Source organism: Proteus appendicitidis (assembly GCF_030271835.1).
Classification (GTDB): Bacteria; Pseudomonadota; Gammaproteobacteria; order Enterobacterales; family Enterobacteriaceae; genus Proteus; species Proteus appendicitidis.
This window is the reverse complement of sequence record NZ_CP127389.1, coordinates 1,090,001-1,106,771: the sequence shown is the minus strand read 5'-3', so window position 1 is coordinate 1,106,771 and position 16,771 is coordinate 1,090,001. Positions and strand designations below refer to the sequence as shown.

The following is a 16,771-nucleotide window of genomic DNA, read 5'->3' as shown; positions in this document are numbered from 1 at the left end:
TAGAAACATAACCAAAGAAAGGAATTTTAGTATGGGTGGCGATCAACACACTCAAATAACATCATCGAGAAAAAGTATCTGGCTTGCTGGAATTGTATGGCTGTTATTTCTTGCCCCATTTTTCTATTTAACTTATATGCAAGTTAACGCTTACACTGCCACTTTATCTGATGTTCCTTCTTTTGTTTATTCTTGGGAAAAAGCGATCCCCTTTTTACCTTGGACAATCATTCCTTATTGGAGTGTGAATATTGCCTATGGTATTTCACTGATTATTTGTACAACATTGAGAGAGCAATTTGTACATGGACTACGTTTAATTGTCGCCTCTCTTATTGCTTGCGCTGGTTTTTTATTATTTCCTTTAAAATTTAGTTTTATTCGCCCAACAACAGAAGGATTTTCTGGTTGGTTATTTACCCAATTAGAAGGTTTCGATTTACCTTATAACCAAGCGCCTTCTTTGCACATTATCTTATTGTGGATACTTTGGTTACGTTTTCGCGCACATACGCCTAAATCATGGCAATGGTTTTTAAATTTATGGTCATTGCTTATTGCTGTTTCTGTACTGACAACGTGGCAACACCACTTTATTGATATTATTACGGGCTTTGGTGTTGGCGTATTTATTTGTTATTTATTACCAATAAACTCTCGTTGGAAATGGCATTTTACTGGCAGCAAACGCAGTTTACGTATTGGTAAAAACTATGCATTATCAGCAATGGTGTTCTACCTGTTATCTTTTGGTTTACAAGGTTTCTTTTGGATTTTTCTCTGGCCTGCAATCACATTAACTTTTGTGACTTTAGGTTATTTAGGCGCTGGCGCTTCTATTTTTCAAAAAAATGCTCAGGGTGAAATCCCCCTTTCTGCACAGATAATCCTATTACCTTATCGCTTTTTTGCTTGGTGTACTTATCGCTATTATTTAACTCGTTGCCAAACACCCAGTTTAATTGCTGAAGGTATTTTATTAGGTGGACGCCCACTTTATAAATTAAAAGCAAATGCCGTTTTTGATTTAACCTGTGAATGGCCAAGAAATAAATTTAGCCAAAATCAGCTTTATTTAGCCCAACCTCAAATCGATTTACTACCATTATCTCCTGATGATATCAGCAAAGCCATGTTGTCTATGGAACGACTTAGCCAAGTTGGTACTGTTTATATTCATTGCAAATTAGGCTATTCACGCAGTGCAACCATTGCGGTTGCATGGCTAGTTTACAATGGCACAGTAGATACTTTGGAAGATGCAATAAAACAAGTGTATCAAACACGCCCTCAAGTCATTTTAAATTCAGAAACACAAGAGGCACTACAAACTTGGTATTCACGTTTCCAACAAAATAGATAACGAGGTAACTATGCTGACAACAAAAACGAGCGGTAAAGTCATTGTGTCTTTAACTCAAAGTTGGCGCTATTTGCTGCTATTATCACTGTTACCTTATATAAGCACATGGCCTGTGTTTAGCCTTCATTTTCACAATAAATTGGCTTTCTTTGTTGCTTCTGTTTTATTTTTATTTACGCAATATCACCTTTTTCGTTTATGGCTTGATAGCCATTTTTTTCAAGCTCTTTATCGTTATCAAGACGATGTAAGCTTTGATAAAAGTCTCTCTACATTATTTCCTAAACGTCCCCAAAAACAGACTATGGAAGCCCGCTGGTTAGGGACTAAACGTCTATTTTCTTTTGCCGTGATTGGCGTTTCAATTCAATGGATATGGTGTTTGGCTATGCTTTTTTTTTACGCTTTTTAGTTATTAACTAGCAAAAGCTGCTGTTTATTAATCATATAAAACAATATGTTATAAGAATAAAATCTAAGGGTTTATATCAAATTAATTGAACATCTCTATCACCGTAATGCTTTCCTTAAAAAAATGACTCATGTTACTATCATTTACCTTACAAATGATTTGTTATGAGTATTATGGAACACACCGCACCACAAACATCGCTAAGCAAAGGTCTTATTTTACTTATGGCGGTTGCCACAGGTATGGTTGTTGCCAGTAACTACTACGCACAACCTCTACTTGATTCAATCGCAAACTATTTCCACATATCGGCTACTTTGGCAGGATTTATTGTCACCACCGCGCAATTAAGTTATGCCGTAGGGCTAATGTTGTTAGTGCCTCTTGGCGATATTTTTGAACGTCGCTCGCTCATTATTACCATGACATTAATTTCAGCGAGTGGTCTATTAATTACCGCTATGGCGCCTAATATTTGGGTGATGTTAATCGGAACTGCGCTCTCAGGTATGTTCGCCGTTGTGGCTCAAATCCTTATTCCTTTTGCTGCAACACTTGCCGCACCACACCAAAGAGGAAAGGCCGTCGGAACTATTATGAGTGGTCTGTTACTCGGGATCTTACTGGCGAGAACCGCATCTGGATTAATGGCGTCATTTACCAATTGGCAGGGTATTTTCTGGGTAGCGAGTATTTTTCTGGCGATTTTGGCTATCACTTTATGGCGCTGTTTGCCCACTTATAAAAGTAAAACCGACTTAAATTATTTCCAATTACTCGGTTCTATTTTCAAATTATTTGCAACAACACCCGTATTAAGAACTCGTTCATTAGTTGGTGCGCTTATTTTTGCTCACTTTGGTTTATTGTGGACCTCAATGGCATTTTTATTGGCTTCTGATCCTTTTAATTACTCGGATGCTGTGATTGGTTTATTTGGACTTGTAGGTGCTGCTGGTGCATTAATGGCGGGTAAAGCGGGTGTATTAGTTGATAAAGGAAAAGGCAAGAAAACCACCACGGTGGGATTAATTCTTCTCTTTCTTTCTTGGGGCTTTATCATTATTGCACCTTATTATCACTGGGTTGGGCTAATCAGCTTTATCATTGGCGTTGTCCTACTAGACTTAGCTGTTCAAGGGGTTCATGTCACCAATCAGAGCACCATATACCGCATTTTACCTGATGCTAGAAACCGCCTGACTGCCGCCTATATGACAAGCTATTTTATTGGTGGTGCATTAGGATCTTTACTATCAGGCTATGCTTATCATCAATATGGATGGACCGGTGTTTCTATCGCAGGATTAGTCATTGGTGTTATCGGTCTTATTGTTTGGTTTTTAGGTTATAAAAATGATCCAATAATTCATGCCGAGTAATTTTTAGACCCAAGGATGGGTTATATTATTTCTTCCACTCCACGCTAATCAGAATAAAATGTGAATGTTTTAACAGCGTGATTACTATTAATGTATATCATCATCCCATTCTTTATTAAGAAAATTATATCAATCTCCCCAATAAAGCACCGCATGAATAGTTTCATTTCGATACTATCTACATAACAACTATTGGTAGTGATAATAAATTTATTACGTGTTTTATCGTAAAAAATGATCCCTTTTTTCGCAAATAGACTACTATTCATTGTCAGATAAGTGATAAATTGATTTTATTAACTTATTGCAAAGAGATAAGTACCTATCTTTTTTTTGTGTTATCATTCAGAAAATTTATGAATCAGGTAACATAATCAAAAAAACATAGTGACTATAAATAATAAAAATTGCTAAATTGTGTGTTTAATATACCATTTAACATGTTGATAACAGAATTATCCTAATTTTCGAAACTAACAAGGTGTCTAAAAATGGAAAGCTCATTTACGCCAACAGAAGAATTACTAAACACTCGCGCTACACAACAGAAATCGCTTAACAAAGATATTCCTTATCAAGAAATATTGTTAACCCGCCTTTCTATGCATGTTCAAAGCAAACTTCTTGAAAGTCGTAATAATATGTTGAAGTCTCAGGGTATTAACGAGACATTATTTATGGCACTAATGATTTTAGATACGACAGAAAATCGTAGTATTCAACCATCAGAATTAAGTGCAGCTTTAGGCTCTTCAAGAACCAATGCAACACGTATTGCTGATGAACTTGAAAAGCAAGGTTGGATTGAACGTCGTGAAAGTCATAATGACCGCCGTTGTTTACATCTCCATTTAACTGATGCCGGTGAAGAGTTTTTAAATAGCTTATTACCACCGCAACATCAGTGTTTAAAACAAATCTGGTCTGTATTAGATCAATCTGAACAAAGACAGCTTGAAACACTAATGCGTAAGTTATTATTACAATTAGATACTTTGGCTGAAAACGGTTGTGAGAAGAAGTAACATAATAAATAGTTTTATTGATCTAATCCTATTTACGCCATAAATCGGCAAACATACTTGTCCATTAGCATTTATAATTTACCTTCACACTAATAATTATTCTAAGATTGACTTTATAATTATGTTTCCAGTTTTAATACTGGAAACATAGCTAATGATGTTTTTCTGGTTTTATGGAGATCTTCTAAATGAGTGTTAATGAGGAAAATACCCCCCCTCAGGCCCCCATTCGCAATAAAAAACGAACTCGCCGAAATGTTCTACTGTTGCTAACTACTCTATTTATTGTTGCTGGCGTAGCTTATACAGCTTATTGGTTTATGGTGTTAAGACATCATGAAACCACGGATAATGCTTATGTCACTGGCAATCAAATCATGGTGATGCCACAGATTTCTGGTTCTGTTACCACCGTTTATGTGGATAACACCGATTTTGTAAAAGCGGGTGAACCCTTAGTTTTATTAGATTCAAGTGATGAAAAACTGGCATTAGAAAAAGCAAAAACAGCATTAGCTAATAGTGTTCGCCAAATGCATCAGCAAATCATCAATGGCCGCCAATTAAAAGCAAACATCGTTTTACGCGAAACAGAGCTGACTAAATTACAAAATGACCTTCGTCGCCGTGAAGTTTTAGGCGAGCGCAATGTTATTGGTAAAGAAGAACTTCAACACGCCAGAGAAGCAGTTTCTACTGCAAGAGCAGCTTTAGAAGTTGCAAGAGAGCAATATAATGCTAATCAGGCAATTATCTTAAATACACCAATTGCAAAACAACCCTCTGTTTTACAAGCATCAACTGATGTTCGTAATGCATGGCTTGCCTTAGAACGGACTAAAATTCTAAGCCCTACAGATGGCTATGTTTCGCGTCGTAGCGTTCAAGTTGGCGCACAAGTCTCGCCGGGTAAACCGTTAATGGCCGTTGTTCCTGTAACGGGTATGTGGATTGATGCCAATTTTAAAGAAACCCAGCTCGCCAATATGCGTATTGGCCAACCGGCAAAGATCACAACTGACTTTTACGGCAAAAAAGTCATTTATCACGGCACTGTATTAGGTTTAGATATGGGAACAGGCAGTGCTTTCTCATTATTACCTGCGCAAAATGCCAGTGGTAACTGGATAAAAGTTGTTCAACGCTTACCGGTTCGTATTTCATTAGATGAAAAGGAATTAGCGGAAAAACCACTGCGTATTGGTCTTTCTTCTGAAGTGACTGTCGATACGATTAATCTTGATGGAAAAGTATTATCACACAGCGAACGCCAAGCACCTGCTTACCATACTGATGCTTTAACAATTGATATGTCAGAGATTAATAAACTGATCAATGAAATCATTGAACAAAATGCAGGACAATAAAGGCGAGGTGTAAAGGTGATAAAAGAGCCATTACAAGGAGGAAGACTTGCCTTAATGACCATCGCCCTTGCGTTGGCAACCTTTATGCAAGTTCTCGATTCTACAATCGCTAACGTAGCCATTCCAACTATTGCAGGAAACTTAGGTGCCTCTAACTCACAGGGGACCTGGGTTATTACCTCTTTTGGTGTGGCGAATGCTATTTCTATCCCAATTACAGGTTGGTTAGCAAAACGTATTGGTGAAGTTCGACTCTTTATGTGGTCAACAGCACTTTTTGCGTTAACTTCTTGGCTTTGTGGTATTTCGCAAAGTCTTGAAATGCTTATTTTTTTTCGTGTGCTTCAAGGTTTAGTCGCAGGGCCGCTTATTCCTTTATCACAAAGTTTGTTATTGAATAACTATCCACCAGCAAAACGAAACATGGCACTTGCACTATGGTCAGTGACTATTGTTGTTGCTCCGATTTTAGGGCCTATCTTAGGTGGCTACATCAGCGATAACTACCATTGGGGATGGATATTCTTTATCAACGTTCCATTTGGTGTATTGATTATTATGTGTATATCAAACACCTTAGCTGGACGTGAAACAAAAACTGAAATTAAGCCAATAGATACCATTGGTCTTGTTTTACTCGTCGTGGGTATAGGTGCTTTGCAAATCATGCTCGATCAGGGTAAAGAGCTAGATTGGTTTAATTCGACAGAAATCATAGTCCTCACCATTGTGGCAGTGGTTGCACTGAGCTTCTTAATTGTTTGGGAGTTAACAGACGATCATCCAGTGATAGACCTTTCACTCTTTAAGAGTCGAAACTTTACCATTGGTTGCGTCACGCTCAGCCTCGCCTATATGATCTATTTTGGTACTATTGTTTTACTGCCACTGCTTTTACAAGAAGTCTTTGGCTATACAGCAACATGGGCTGGATTAGCATCAGCATCAGTCGGTTTATTGCCGTTAATTATCACACCGATTATAGGTAAGTTTGGTGGTAAAGTGGATTTACGCTATATCATTAGCTTTAGCTTTATTATGTTTTCTGTGTGTTTTTATTGGCGAGCTTATACCTTTGAACCGGGAATGGACTTTGCCACTGTGGCATGGCCTCAATTTTGGCAAGGTTTAGCCGTTGCATGTTTCTTTATGCCATTAACGACAATGACATTATCTGGGTTACCACCAGAAAAAATGGCATCGGCGTCAAGTCTTTCGAACTTCCTAAGAACATTGGCAGGGGCAATTGGCGCATCGTTAACCACAACAATTTGGACACAAAGAGAATCACTTCACCATGAAACCTTTGTAGAAAAAATTAATCCACTTGATCCTGATTCGCAAATGGCGTACCAACAAATGAATGATCTCGGTCTTTCAAATGAACAAGCGTCAGCGTATTTAGCTAAGACTATTACAGAACAGGGATTAATTATTTCAGCCAATGAGATTTTTTGGTTAGCGGCAGGTATTTTCCTTATCATGATGATCGTGGTTTGGTTTGCTAAACCGCCATTCTCACCAGGAAAATAATGCTATTAGTATAGATCTTATAAATAAAAACCCCGCTTAAAAATGATAATGATTTAAGCGGGGTTTTTTATACTATTCTTTAAAGCAATTAGCCTTGATGCTGACGCCACCATTCTGCTAATAACACACCAGAAGCCACTGAGACGTTTAAGCTTTCAACGTGTCCAGTACCGCCGATGTAAATGCTCATATCACCTTGATTTAATGTGCTTTCACTTAAGCCATCTTTCTCTTGACCTAAGATAAGTACCATTTTCGCTGGTAATTGTGCTTTTGATAAAGGCACACTGCCTTTATGGCTTGATGTTGCCACCAGCGTATAACCCGCTTTTTTAAATTTATCTAAAGTTTGAGCAAAGTTATCAGCATCAATACCTTGGATATATTCAGCACCACCTTCTGCGGTACGAACAGCAGCACCAGATTCTAATACAGCAGAATCAGGAGAGATAACCCCTTTAACACCAAAGTGCGCACAGCTACGCATAATTGCACCGACGTTATGTGGATTTCCCACATCTTCAAGTGCTAAAACGCAATCATGTTCAGGCGCATTTTTTAAATAGGTTTCTGCATCATGACCAACACGTTTTTTAATTAAGAAGCATACGCCACCATGGTGATCGGTACGAGCGGCTTTAACCATCTCTTCTTCTTCAACAACGTGATAGGCTTTACGATTTGCAGCCATCCATTTTAGTGCATCACGAAAACGTGGTGTCACATCTTGTAAAAACCAAGCGCGAACAATGGCATCAGGACGGTTTTTAAACATAGCCTGACATGCATTTTCACCATAAATGCGCGTTTCTTCTAAACGTTGACGACGCAACTGTTCAGGATCGATTTGGCTCTTACCAGTAATGCCATCGTGCTCTTTAATTGCCTCTTCGCCAGCAGGGCGAGAAACTGTTTTCCATGGAGAAAAACTTCCGCCTTCGCTATCGCGAGAAGGTTTTGATTCATTACGTGATGCGCCACGCCCTGAAGGCTTACCTGCACCGCGGTCATCACGACGAGAAAATTTGTTATCACCACGTCTGTTATCGCGATTTTTATCGTCGCGGTTATCACCACGTCTATTATCACGATTTTTGTCGTCACGGTTATCACCGCGTTTGTTATCACGGTTATCACCACGACCATTTTCAGGACGGCGGGATGGTTTTTTAGGTTTATTATCGGCATTGTCCTCACTACGGACATACATCACTTTTACTTTGCCGTTTTTACCTTCATAAGAATCGTTCATTTGTCTCTCCAACTGCAATAGGGGCGCAGATTACATGATAGTTTAGCAACTGTCACCGAGAGAATCACGCACAGGAATCGATAAACTAATCAGGATCAATTGATAATTAACTTCATCTCATACGTAATCAATATATCAGTATGATTTTTATGATAAAAACACACAGAATAGTTTGTTTGTTTTGAACATGATAATATTCGATTCTTTTTTATAAGTATTGGTCAATCTGTTATGCATGACAATGCAGTCTCTCGACTTCGTCAATATCGACTTTCGATTTCAACTCGCCCGTTTAAAGCGCGAGGTTTTCGTACAAAACGTTGCACTTTTTGCTTATTACCTGAAAAACAATGTCTTTGTGACACGATTGTCAATCAACCAGCCAAAAGCCAATTTTGTTTATTGATGTATGATACTGAAGTGATGAAACCAAGTAATACGGGGAAATTAATTGCCGATGTATTACCAGACACGCAGGCCTTTTTATGGTCTCGAACCACTCCAGAACAGGCTTTACTTGATTTAATCAATACACCAGATAGACAAGCTTATGTTGTATTCCCTGAAAGCTATGCATCAAGTGAGCGTGTTGTATACAACCAACTCCCTGTAAATAGCAAACCACCTTTGTTTATCCTCCTTGATGGCACTTGGAGCGAAGCACGCAAAATGTTTCGCAAAAGCCCTTATCTCAATGCATTGCCCCTATTTTCTTTAAATGAGGCAAGTAAATGTGAGTACATACTTCGCCAAGCAGCAAGAGAAGACCAACATTGTACAGCAGAAGTTGCGGCTTCTATTTTAGAGAATGTTGGTGATATTCAAGCCTCACAACAACTTTTTTCTCATTTTAGTTACTTTCGTCAACAATATTTACTTGGAAAACCAGACCGGAGTCAGGCAAAAGAAGAGCAAATCAGCTACATTGAATAGCAGTTGATAATGAAACTCTGGAGTGGATATGAGCCAACGAGGTCTTGAAGCACTATTACGCCCTAAATCGATTGCTGTGATCGGTGCCTCTGAAAAATTAGGTCGAGCAGGAACCACCATGATGAAAAATTTGCTCAGTGGTGGATTTAATGGCCCAGTGTTTCCGATTAATCCCTCTCGTGGCTCTGTCTCTGGTGTTTTCACTTATCCTTCTATTGATAAATTACCTCAAGTTCCTGATCTCGCAATTATTTGTACACATCATCGCCGCAACCTTGAGCTACTAAAACAATTAGGTGGATCAGGTTGCAAAGCCGTGATTGTACTTTCTGCACAACCGGAACAATTCCAGCCAATAAAATTACTTTGTCAGCAATATCATATCCGTTTACTTGGCCCCAATAGTTTAGGGCTTTTAGCACCGTGGCAAGGATTAAATGCTAGCTTTTCCCCTCTTCCAGTTAAAAAAGGAAAATTAGCTTTTATTTCGCAATCAGCAGCTGTCGCCAACACAATTTTAGATTGGGCTTATTATCGTAATATCGGTTTTTCCTACTTTATTGCGTTAGGTGATAATCAAGATATCCAAGTCGATGATTTATTGGATTTTTTAGCAAGAGACAGCAAAACTAGTGCTATTTTATTGCATCTTGAACATATAAAAGACGCACGACGTTTTATGTCAGCATCTCGTAGTGCTTCGCGCAACAAACCGATTCTGGTGATAAAAAGTGGTCGTACTCAAAAAGCTCAACTGTTATTGGGCGATACACCGAGTTATGACGTGGCTTATGATGCCGCTTTTCAACGTGCGGGTTTATTGCGAGTACAAGATACTCATGAAATGTTTTCTGCGGTTGAAACACTTAGCTATATGACGCCTTTAAAAGGTGAAAGATTAATGATTATGAGCAATGGCTCTGCACCTGCTGCGATGGCAGTTGATGAGCTATTTTTGCATTCAGGCAAGCTCGCACAACTTACAGATGAAACAAAACAAAAGCTACAAAGTGTTATTCAAGAAGAAAATGCCATTCGTAATCCGCTAAATTTAGGTGATGATACAACGGTTGATCGTTATATTTTGGCATTAAATTGTTTGTTAGATAGCCATGATCACGATGCTTTACTCCTTATTCACACACCGAGTGCTATTGCACCTAGCATTGAAACTGCACAACGAGTCATAGAAGCCATCAATAAACACCCTCGACGTAAATGGCTTACCGTATTTACTAACTGGGGCGGAGAGTATTCTTCTCAGCAATCACGCAAATTATTTAGCGAAGCCGGAATTCCAACCTATCGAACACCTGAAGGTGCTGTTACCGCATTTATGCATATGGTGGAATATCGTCGAAATCAGAAACAATTAAAAGAAACGCCAGCATTGCCTTTAGATATCAAAATGAATACGCAACAAGCACATCATTGTATTGAAGAGGCATTAAAAAATAAGCAATATCGATTAGACACACACCAAGTTCAACCAATTATGGAAGCATATGGCTTTAATACTCTTCCTACTTGGATTGCCCATAATGCTCAAGAAGCTGTCAATATTGCTGAAAAGATTGGTTATCCTGTTGCGCTAAAATTGCGTTCTCCTGATATTCCTCATAAGTCCGAAGTACAAGGCGTTATGCTTTATCTTCGAGACAGCACAGAAGTATCATCAGCGGCTCATGCGATTATAGAGCGCGTTACAGAACTCTACCCTCAAGCACAAATTCAGGGTTTATTAGTGCAAAGTATGGCAAATAGAGCTGGCTCTCAAGAGCTACGCGTTGCAATAGAGCAAGATCCTATTTTTGGCCCATTAATTGTATTAGGTGAAGGGGGAGTTGAGTGGCAAATAGAAACTAAAGCGGCAGTTGCTTTACCACCTCTTAATATGGCGCTTGCCCGTTATCTAGTTATTAATGCAATAAAAAGCGGGAAGATACAGCCTAGAAGTGCTTTACAGCCTCTAAATATATTAAGTCTAAGCCATTTTTTGGTGCAGGTTTCTCACTTACTTTTAGATTGCCCACAAATCGTCAGATTAGATATTCACCCTCTATTAGTTTCTGGTAACGATTTTACATTACTTGATGTCGCGATGGAGTTAGCACCACTACAAGGTGATCCTCATCAGAGACTCTCTATTCGTCCTTATCCCAATGAGCTAGAAGAAACCTTCTTTCTAAGAGATAACAATCCTTGCTTTATCCGGCCGATATTGCCGGAAGATGAGCCATTACTGAAAACGTTTATAAACCAAGTCACAAAAGAAGATCTTTATTATCGCTATTTTAGTGAGATCAGTGAGTTTACGCATGACGATCTCGCTAATATGACACAGATTGACTACGATCGAGAAATGGCTTTTGTTGCCATCCGTGATCCCGAAGAACGACCTGAAATCATTGGTGTTGCCCGTGCAATGGCAGATCCTGATAATCAGCATGCAGAATTTGCTATTCTTGTGCGTTCTGATTTAAAAGGAAATACTTTAGGTCATCAACTTATGACTAAACTTATCAACTATACTAGAGAACATGGCATCAAACGTTTAACCGCGATAACAATGCCTGAAAATCGCAACATGATAAGTTTAGCGAAAAAACTGGGATTTTCTGTTGAAGTGCAATTTGATGAAGGAATAGTCAATCTTGATTTACAGCTTGGATCATCAAAAGATAGCCCAATGCTATAATCATAAGAGAAAGTTTCTTTATGTGATTGTTCACGCATCCTTTGATAAATTAGCTATATATGATGATTTTATGCGTACATCCCATATAACTAATGTTATGATCAGAAGATCGGTTAAAGAAAATCTACATGGACGATGGCTCCATCTGCCATCATAAACAAGAGAATTAAGCACTGTGATGTTGTCTAAACTAAAACTTGCTAAGCATCAACAACACCTTGCACAACTGCCTAAATTAGCTCAGTCAGTTGCTGATGTTGAAACGCTTTATCAGACGTCCGCGTTTCGCAGCACCTTATTGAAATACATTGCTCAAGCCAAAAAAGAGATCTTTATTACAGCTCTTTACCTAGAGCACGATGAGGCTGGTGAAGAGATCCTTGATGCGCTTTACAGCGCAAAACAACAACGTCCTGAATTATCCATTACCGTTATTGTTGACTGGCACCGTGCTCAACGTGGGCGTATTGGTGTCTCTACTGATGCAACGAATGCAGATTGGTACTACCATGTTGCACAACAACACCCTGATATCGAGATCCCTATTTACGGCATTCCCGTAAACACTCGTGAAGCATTAGGTGTATTACACCTTAAAGGCTTTATCTTTGATGATACGGTTATCTATAGTGGCGCAAGTATTAATAATGTTTACTTGCACAAGCTGGATAAATATCGTTATGACAGATATCACATTATCCAAAATAGCGAATTAGCCTCCACAATGAAGCAATTTATTGTGACTGATCTTTTACAATCAGAAGCAATTCAACGATTGGATATCAAAGATAGAGTTCGTTGTGCCGAAATTAAAAACTGTATTCGTCAATTTCGTTTCAATTTACGCACTCGTGATGGCTATGATATTAAAGCCAATGCTTCTAACAACGAGCTGGCAGTAACACCTTTAATGGGTTTAGGTAAGAAAAATCTTTTAAATAAGACAATTTCTCACCTTATGGCTTCTACTGAAGAAAAGCTTGTTATTTGTACACCTTATTTTAATTTACCAGCGATCCTTGTTCGTCAAATCAGTCATTTATTAAGAAATGGCAAACAAGTCGAAATTATTATTGGTGATAAAACAGCAAATGACTTTTATATTCCACCGGAAGAGCCATTTAAAATAATTGGTGCGTTACCTTATCTTTATGAAATAAATCTGCGTAAATTTACCCAACGTTTCCAACGCTTTATTGATAATGAGCAATTAACAATAAGACTTTGGAAAGACAGTGATAATACCTATCACCTAAAAGGCATTTGGGTTGATGATAGCTGGCAATTAATTACTGGTAATAATCTTAATCCACGTGCATGGGGATTAGATTTAGAAAATGCCATATTAATTCATGATCCTAAACATGAATTACATGAGCAACGACACAGTGAGTTAGCGTGTATTCGCCAACATACTATTGTCGTAAAACATTACCAAGATCTAGAAAGTATTAAGCTTTATCCTCTGAAAGTGAAAAAATTGATCAAACGATTACGACGTATTCGTGTTGATAGATTAATTAGTCGTATACTTTAAACGCTAGCGCTTTCCGTATTAAAGCCTTACTTAATATCAGTAAGGCTTTTTTGTATCAACAATCCTCTTCTATACTCTATATATCTTATTTAAGAATATTAACTTTCAGTGAGAAGGCTTTTATTTTTATGAAACTCAAGCTTATAGGTGGCTTTCCAATTATTGTATTCTCAATAATGGCTTTAACAGGGTGCCAATCTTTTCATTTTGCTAATGATAATTGGCAAGGCAAAGATAAAGCTCAACACTTTTTATTTTCTATGGCAGCATCTGCGGGGGCAAACGCTTATGCAGATCATCAAAATTATGGTCATAGAGAAGGTTTGTTAATTGGGCTATCATTTTCGATTAGTTTAGGTGCAGCAAAAGAGCTTTACGATAGTAGACCCGAAGGAACAGGTTGGAGCTGGCATGATTTTGCTTACGATGTTGCAGGGGCGGCAGCGGGTTCATTGCTTTATCAGCAATTAAAATAATGTTTTATTCCTCAAAAATAAAATAGAAACATAAAACTCCAAACGCAAAAAAGCCAACCCATTGGGTTGGCTTTCTTGTCTTATTTAATGCCTGGCAGTTCCCTACTCTCACATGGGGAGACCCCACACTACCATCGGCGCTACAACGTTTCACTTCTGAGTTCGGCATGGATTCAGGTGGGTCCGCTGCGCTATGGCCGCCAAGCAAATTCGGTTTTATTACCCGTTACTGTCATTTCTTCCTCAGTAACCAGCAATTTCAATCTTAAACAAGCCTACTTCATCTACTGTTTGTCTCTCAGACAAAACACCTTCGGTGTTGTCAGGTTAAGCCTCACGGTTCATTAGTACTGGTTAGCTCAACGTATCGCTACGCTTACACACCCAGCCTATCAACGTCTTAGTCTTAAACGTTCCTTTAGGTCACTCTAGGTGACAGGGAAGACTCATCTCGAGGCAAGTTTCCCGCTTAGATGCTTTCAGCGGTTATCTCTTCCGCACTTAGCTACCGGGCAATGCCATTGGCATGACAACCCGAACACCAGTGGTGCGTTCACTCCGGTCCTCTCGTACTAGGAGCAACCCCTCTCAATCTTCCAACGCCCACGGCAGATAGGGACCGAACTGTCTCACGACGTTCTAAACCCAGCTCGCGTACCACTTTAAATGGCGAACAGCCATACCCTTGGGACCTACTTCAGCCCCAGGATGTGATGAGCCGACATCGAGGTGCCAAACACCGCCGTCGATATGAACTCTTGGGCGGTATCAGCCTGTTATCCCCGGAGTACCTTTTATCCGTTGAGCGATGGCCCTTCCATTCAGAACCACCGGATCACTAAGACCTACTTTCGTACCTGCTCGAGCCGTCACTCTCACAGTCAAGCTGGCTTATGCCTTTGCACTAACCGCATGATGTCCGACCATGCTTAGCCAACCTTCGTGCTCCTCCGTTACTCTTTAGGAGGAGACCGCCCCAGTCAAACTACCCACCAGACACGGTCCCCGATCCAGATTATGGACCTAGGTTAGAACATCAAACGTTAAAGGGTGGTATTTCAAGGTTGACTCCATGCAGACTGGCGTCCACACTTCATAGTCTCCCACCTATCCTACACATCAAGGCTCAATGTTCAGTGTCAAGCTATAGTAAAGGTTCACGGGGTCTTTCCGTCTTGCCGCGGGTACACTGCATCTTCACAGCGAGTTCAATTTCACTGAGTCTCGGGTGGAGACAGCCTGGCCATCATTACGCCATTCGTGCAGGTCGGAACTTACCCGACAAGGAATTTCGCTACCTTAGGACCGTTATAGTTACGGCCGCCGTTTACTGGGGCTTCGATCAAGAGCTTCTCCCTAAGGATAACCCCATCAATTAACCTTCCAGCACCGGGCAGGCGTCACACCGTATACGTCCACTTTCGTGTTTGCACAGTGCTGTGTTTTTAATAAACAGTTGCAGCCAGCTGGTATCTTCGACTGGCTTCGGCTCCGTCCGCAAGGGACTTCACTTACCGCCAGCGTGCCTTCTCCCGAAGTTACGGCACCATTTTGCCTAGTTCCTTCACCCGAGTTCTCTCAAGCGCCTGAGTATTCTCTACCTGACCACCTGTGTCGGTTTGGGGTACGATTGTTGGTAACCTGAAGCTTAGAGGCTTTTCCTGGAAGCAGGGCATCAATTGCTTCACCACCTTAGTGGCTCGTCATCACACCTCAGCATTAAGTGACCGGATTTGCCTAATCACTCTGCCTACATGCTTGAACCGGGACGACCGTCGCCCGGACAACCTAGCCTTCTCCGTTCCCCCATCGCAGTTACCACCAGTACGGGAATATTAACCCGTTTCCCATCGACTACGCTTTTCAGCCTCGCCTTAGGGGTCGACTCACCCTGCCCCGATTAACGTTGGACAGGAACCCTTGGTCTTCCGGCGTGCGGGTTTTTCACCCGCATTATCGTTACTTATGTCAGCATTCGCACTTCTGATACCTCCAGCATACCTCACAGTACACCTTCGCAGGCTTACAGAACGCTCCCCTACCCAACAACACATAGTGTCGCTGCCGCAGCTTCGGTGCATGGTTTAGCCCCGTTACATCTTCCGCGCGGGCCGACTCGACCAGTGAGCTATTACGCTTTCTTTAAATGATGGCTGCTTCTAAGCCAACATCCTGGCTGTCTGAGCCTTCCCACTTCGTTTCCCACTTAACCATGACTTTGGGACCTTAGCTGGCGGTCTGGGTTGTTTCCCTCTTCACGACGGACGTTAGCACCCGCCGTGTGTCTCCCGTGATAACATTCTTCGGTATTCGCAGTTTGCATCGAGTTGGTAAGTCGGGATGACCCCCTAGTCGAAACAGTGCTCTACCCCCGAAGATGAATTCACGAGGCGCTACCTAAATAGCTTTCGGGGAGAACCAGCTATCTCCCGGTTTGATTGGCCTTTCACCCCCATCCACAAGTCATCCGCTAATTTTTCAACATTAGTCGGTTCGGTCCTCCAGTTAGTGTTACCCAACCTTCAACCTGCCCATGGATAGATCACCGGGTTTCGGGTCTATACCCTGCAACTCATTCGCCCAGTTAAGACTCGGTTTCCCTACGGCTCCCCTATACGGTTAACCTTGCTACAGAATATAAGTCGCTGACCCATTATACAAAAGGTACGCAGTCACCTCACGAAGAGGCTCCTACTGCTTGTACGTACACGGTTTCAGGTTCTTTTTCACTCCCCTCGCCGGGGTTCTTTTCGCCTTTCCCTCACGGTACTGGTTCACTATCGGTCAATCAGG

At 40.5% G+C, this 16,771-nt stretch carries 11 protein-coding genes and 2 rRNA genes (1 of these 13 only partly in view); 10 read left to right on the top strand and 3 right to left on the bottom strand.

The window, feature by feature from the left end; translation table 11 throughout:
• Window positions 1–31 precede the first annotated feature (31 nt).
• From QQS39_RS05075 to emrB, 6 genes are all read left to right on the top strand, one after another.
• Window positions 32–1,363: a phosphatase PAP2/dual specificity phosphatase family protein gene (locus QQS39_RS05075; RefSeq protein ID WP_285805500.1), complete on the top strand. Its 1,332-nt coding sequence runs from the start codon at window positions 32–34 to the stop codon at window positions 1,361–1,363.
• A 10-nt stretch (window positions 1,364–1,373) separates the two neighbouring features.
• Window positions 1,374–1,775 (top strand): hypothetical protein, encoded by a 402-nt coding sequence (locus tag QQS39_RS05070; RefSeq protein WP_265576170.1) that lies wholly within the window; start codon window positions 1,374–1,376, stop codon window positions 1,773–1,775.
• 173 nt (window positions 1,776–1,948) lie between these two features.
• Complete coding sequence (locus QQS39_RS05065; protein ID WP_151436724.1) at window positions 1,949–3,157, top strand: MFS transporter; 1,209 nt, start codon at window positions 1,949–1,951, stop codon at window positions 3,155–3,157.
• A gap of 491 nt (window positions 3,158–3,648) precedes the next feature.
• Window positions 3,649–4,182 (top strand): transcriptional repressor MprA, encoded by a 534-nt coding sequence (mprA, locus tag QQS39_RS05060; protein ID WP_151434525.1) that lies wholly within the window; start codon window positions 3,649–3,651, stop codon window positions 4,180–4,182.
• 188 nt (window positions 4,183–4,370) lie between these two features.
• On the top strand, window positions 4,371–5,549 hold the full coding sequence (emrA, locus tag QQS39_RS05055) for a multidrug efflux MFS transporter periplasmic adaptor subunit EmrA (RefSeq protein ID WP_151434524.1): 1,179 nt from the start codon (window positions 4,371–4,373) through the stop codon (window positions 5,547–5,549).
• A gap of 15 nt (window positions 5,550–5,564) precedes the next feature.
• Window positions 5,565–7,082 (top strand): multidrug efflux MFS transporter permease subunit EmrB, encoded by a 1,518-nt coding sequence (emrB, locus tag QQS39_RS05050; RefSeq protein ID WP_151434523.1) that lies wholly within the window; start codon window positions 5,565–5,567, stop codon window positions 7,080–7,082.
• A gap of 88 nt (window positions 7,083–7,170) precedes the next feature.
• Here the strand turns inward: emrB and QQS39_RS05045 are convergent, their stop codons facing one another.
• On the bottom strand, window positions 7,171–8,334 hold the full coding sequence (locus QQS39_RS05045; RefSeq protein ID WP_285805499.1) for a tRNA/rRNA methyltransferase: 1,164 nt from the start codon (window positions 8,332–8,334) through the stop codon (window positions 7,171–7,173).
• A 231-nt stretch (window positions 8,335–8,565) separates the two neighbouring features.
• Between QQS39_RS05045 and QQS39_RS05040 the strand changes: the two genes are divergently transcribed.
• From QQS39_RS05040 to QQS39_RS05025, 4 genes are all read left to right on the top strand, one after another.
• A complete protein-coding gene (locus QQS39_RS05040; RefSeq protein WP_151434521.1) occupies window positions 8,566–9,267 on the top strand; it encodes a tRNA-uridine aminocarboxypropyltransferase in 702 nt (233 codons plus the stop codon).
• A 28-nt stretch (window positions 9,268–9,295) separates the two neighbouring features.
• Window positions 9,296–11,965 (top strand): bifunctional acetate--CoA ligase family protein/GNAT family N-acetyltransferase, encoded by a 2,670-nt coding sequence (locus tag QQS39_RS05035; RefSeq protein ID WP_285805498.1) that lies wholly within the window; start codon window positions 9,296–9,298, stop codon window positions 11,963–11,965.
• Window positions 11,966–12,143: 178 nt separating this feature from the next.
• On the top strand, window positions 12,144–13,502 hold the full coding sequence (gene pssA, locus QQS39_RS05030) for a CDP-diacylglycerol--serine O-phosphatidyltransferase (protein ID WP_285805876.1): 1,359 nt from the start codon (window positions 12,144–12,146) through the stop codon (window positions 13,500–13,502).
• Between the two features lie 128 nt (window positions 13,503–13,630).
• Entirely contained in the window at window positions 13,631–13,978 is a 348-nt protein-coding gene (locus QQS39_RS05025) for a YfiM family lipoprotein (RefSeq protein WP_285805497.1), read from the top strand.
• Between the two features lie 89 nt (window positions 13,979–14,067).
• Here the strand turns inward: QQS39_RS05025 and rrf are convergent.
• Both rrf and QQS39_RS05015 read right to left on the bottom strand, forming a co-directional pair.
• Window positions 14,068–14,183, bottom strand: a 5S ribosomal RNA gene (gene rrf, locus QQS39_RS05020).
• A 118-nt stretch (window positions 14,184–14,301) separates the two neighbouring features.
• Window positions 14,302–16,771: ribosomal RNA gene (locus tag QQS39_RS05015) — 23S ribosomal RNA — on the bottom strand; it runs 433 nt beyond the window's last position.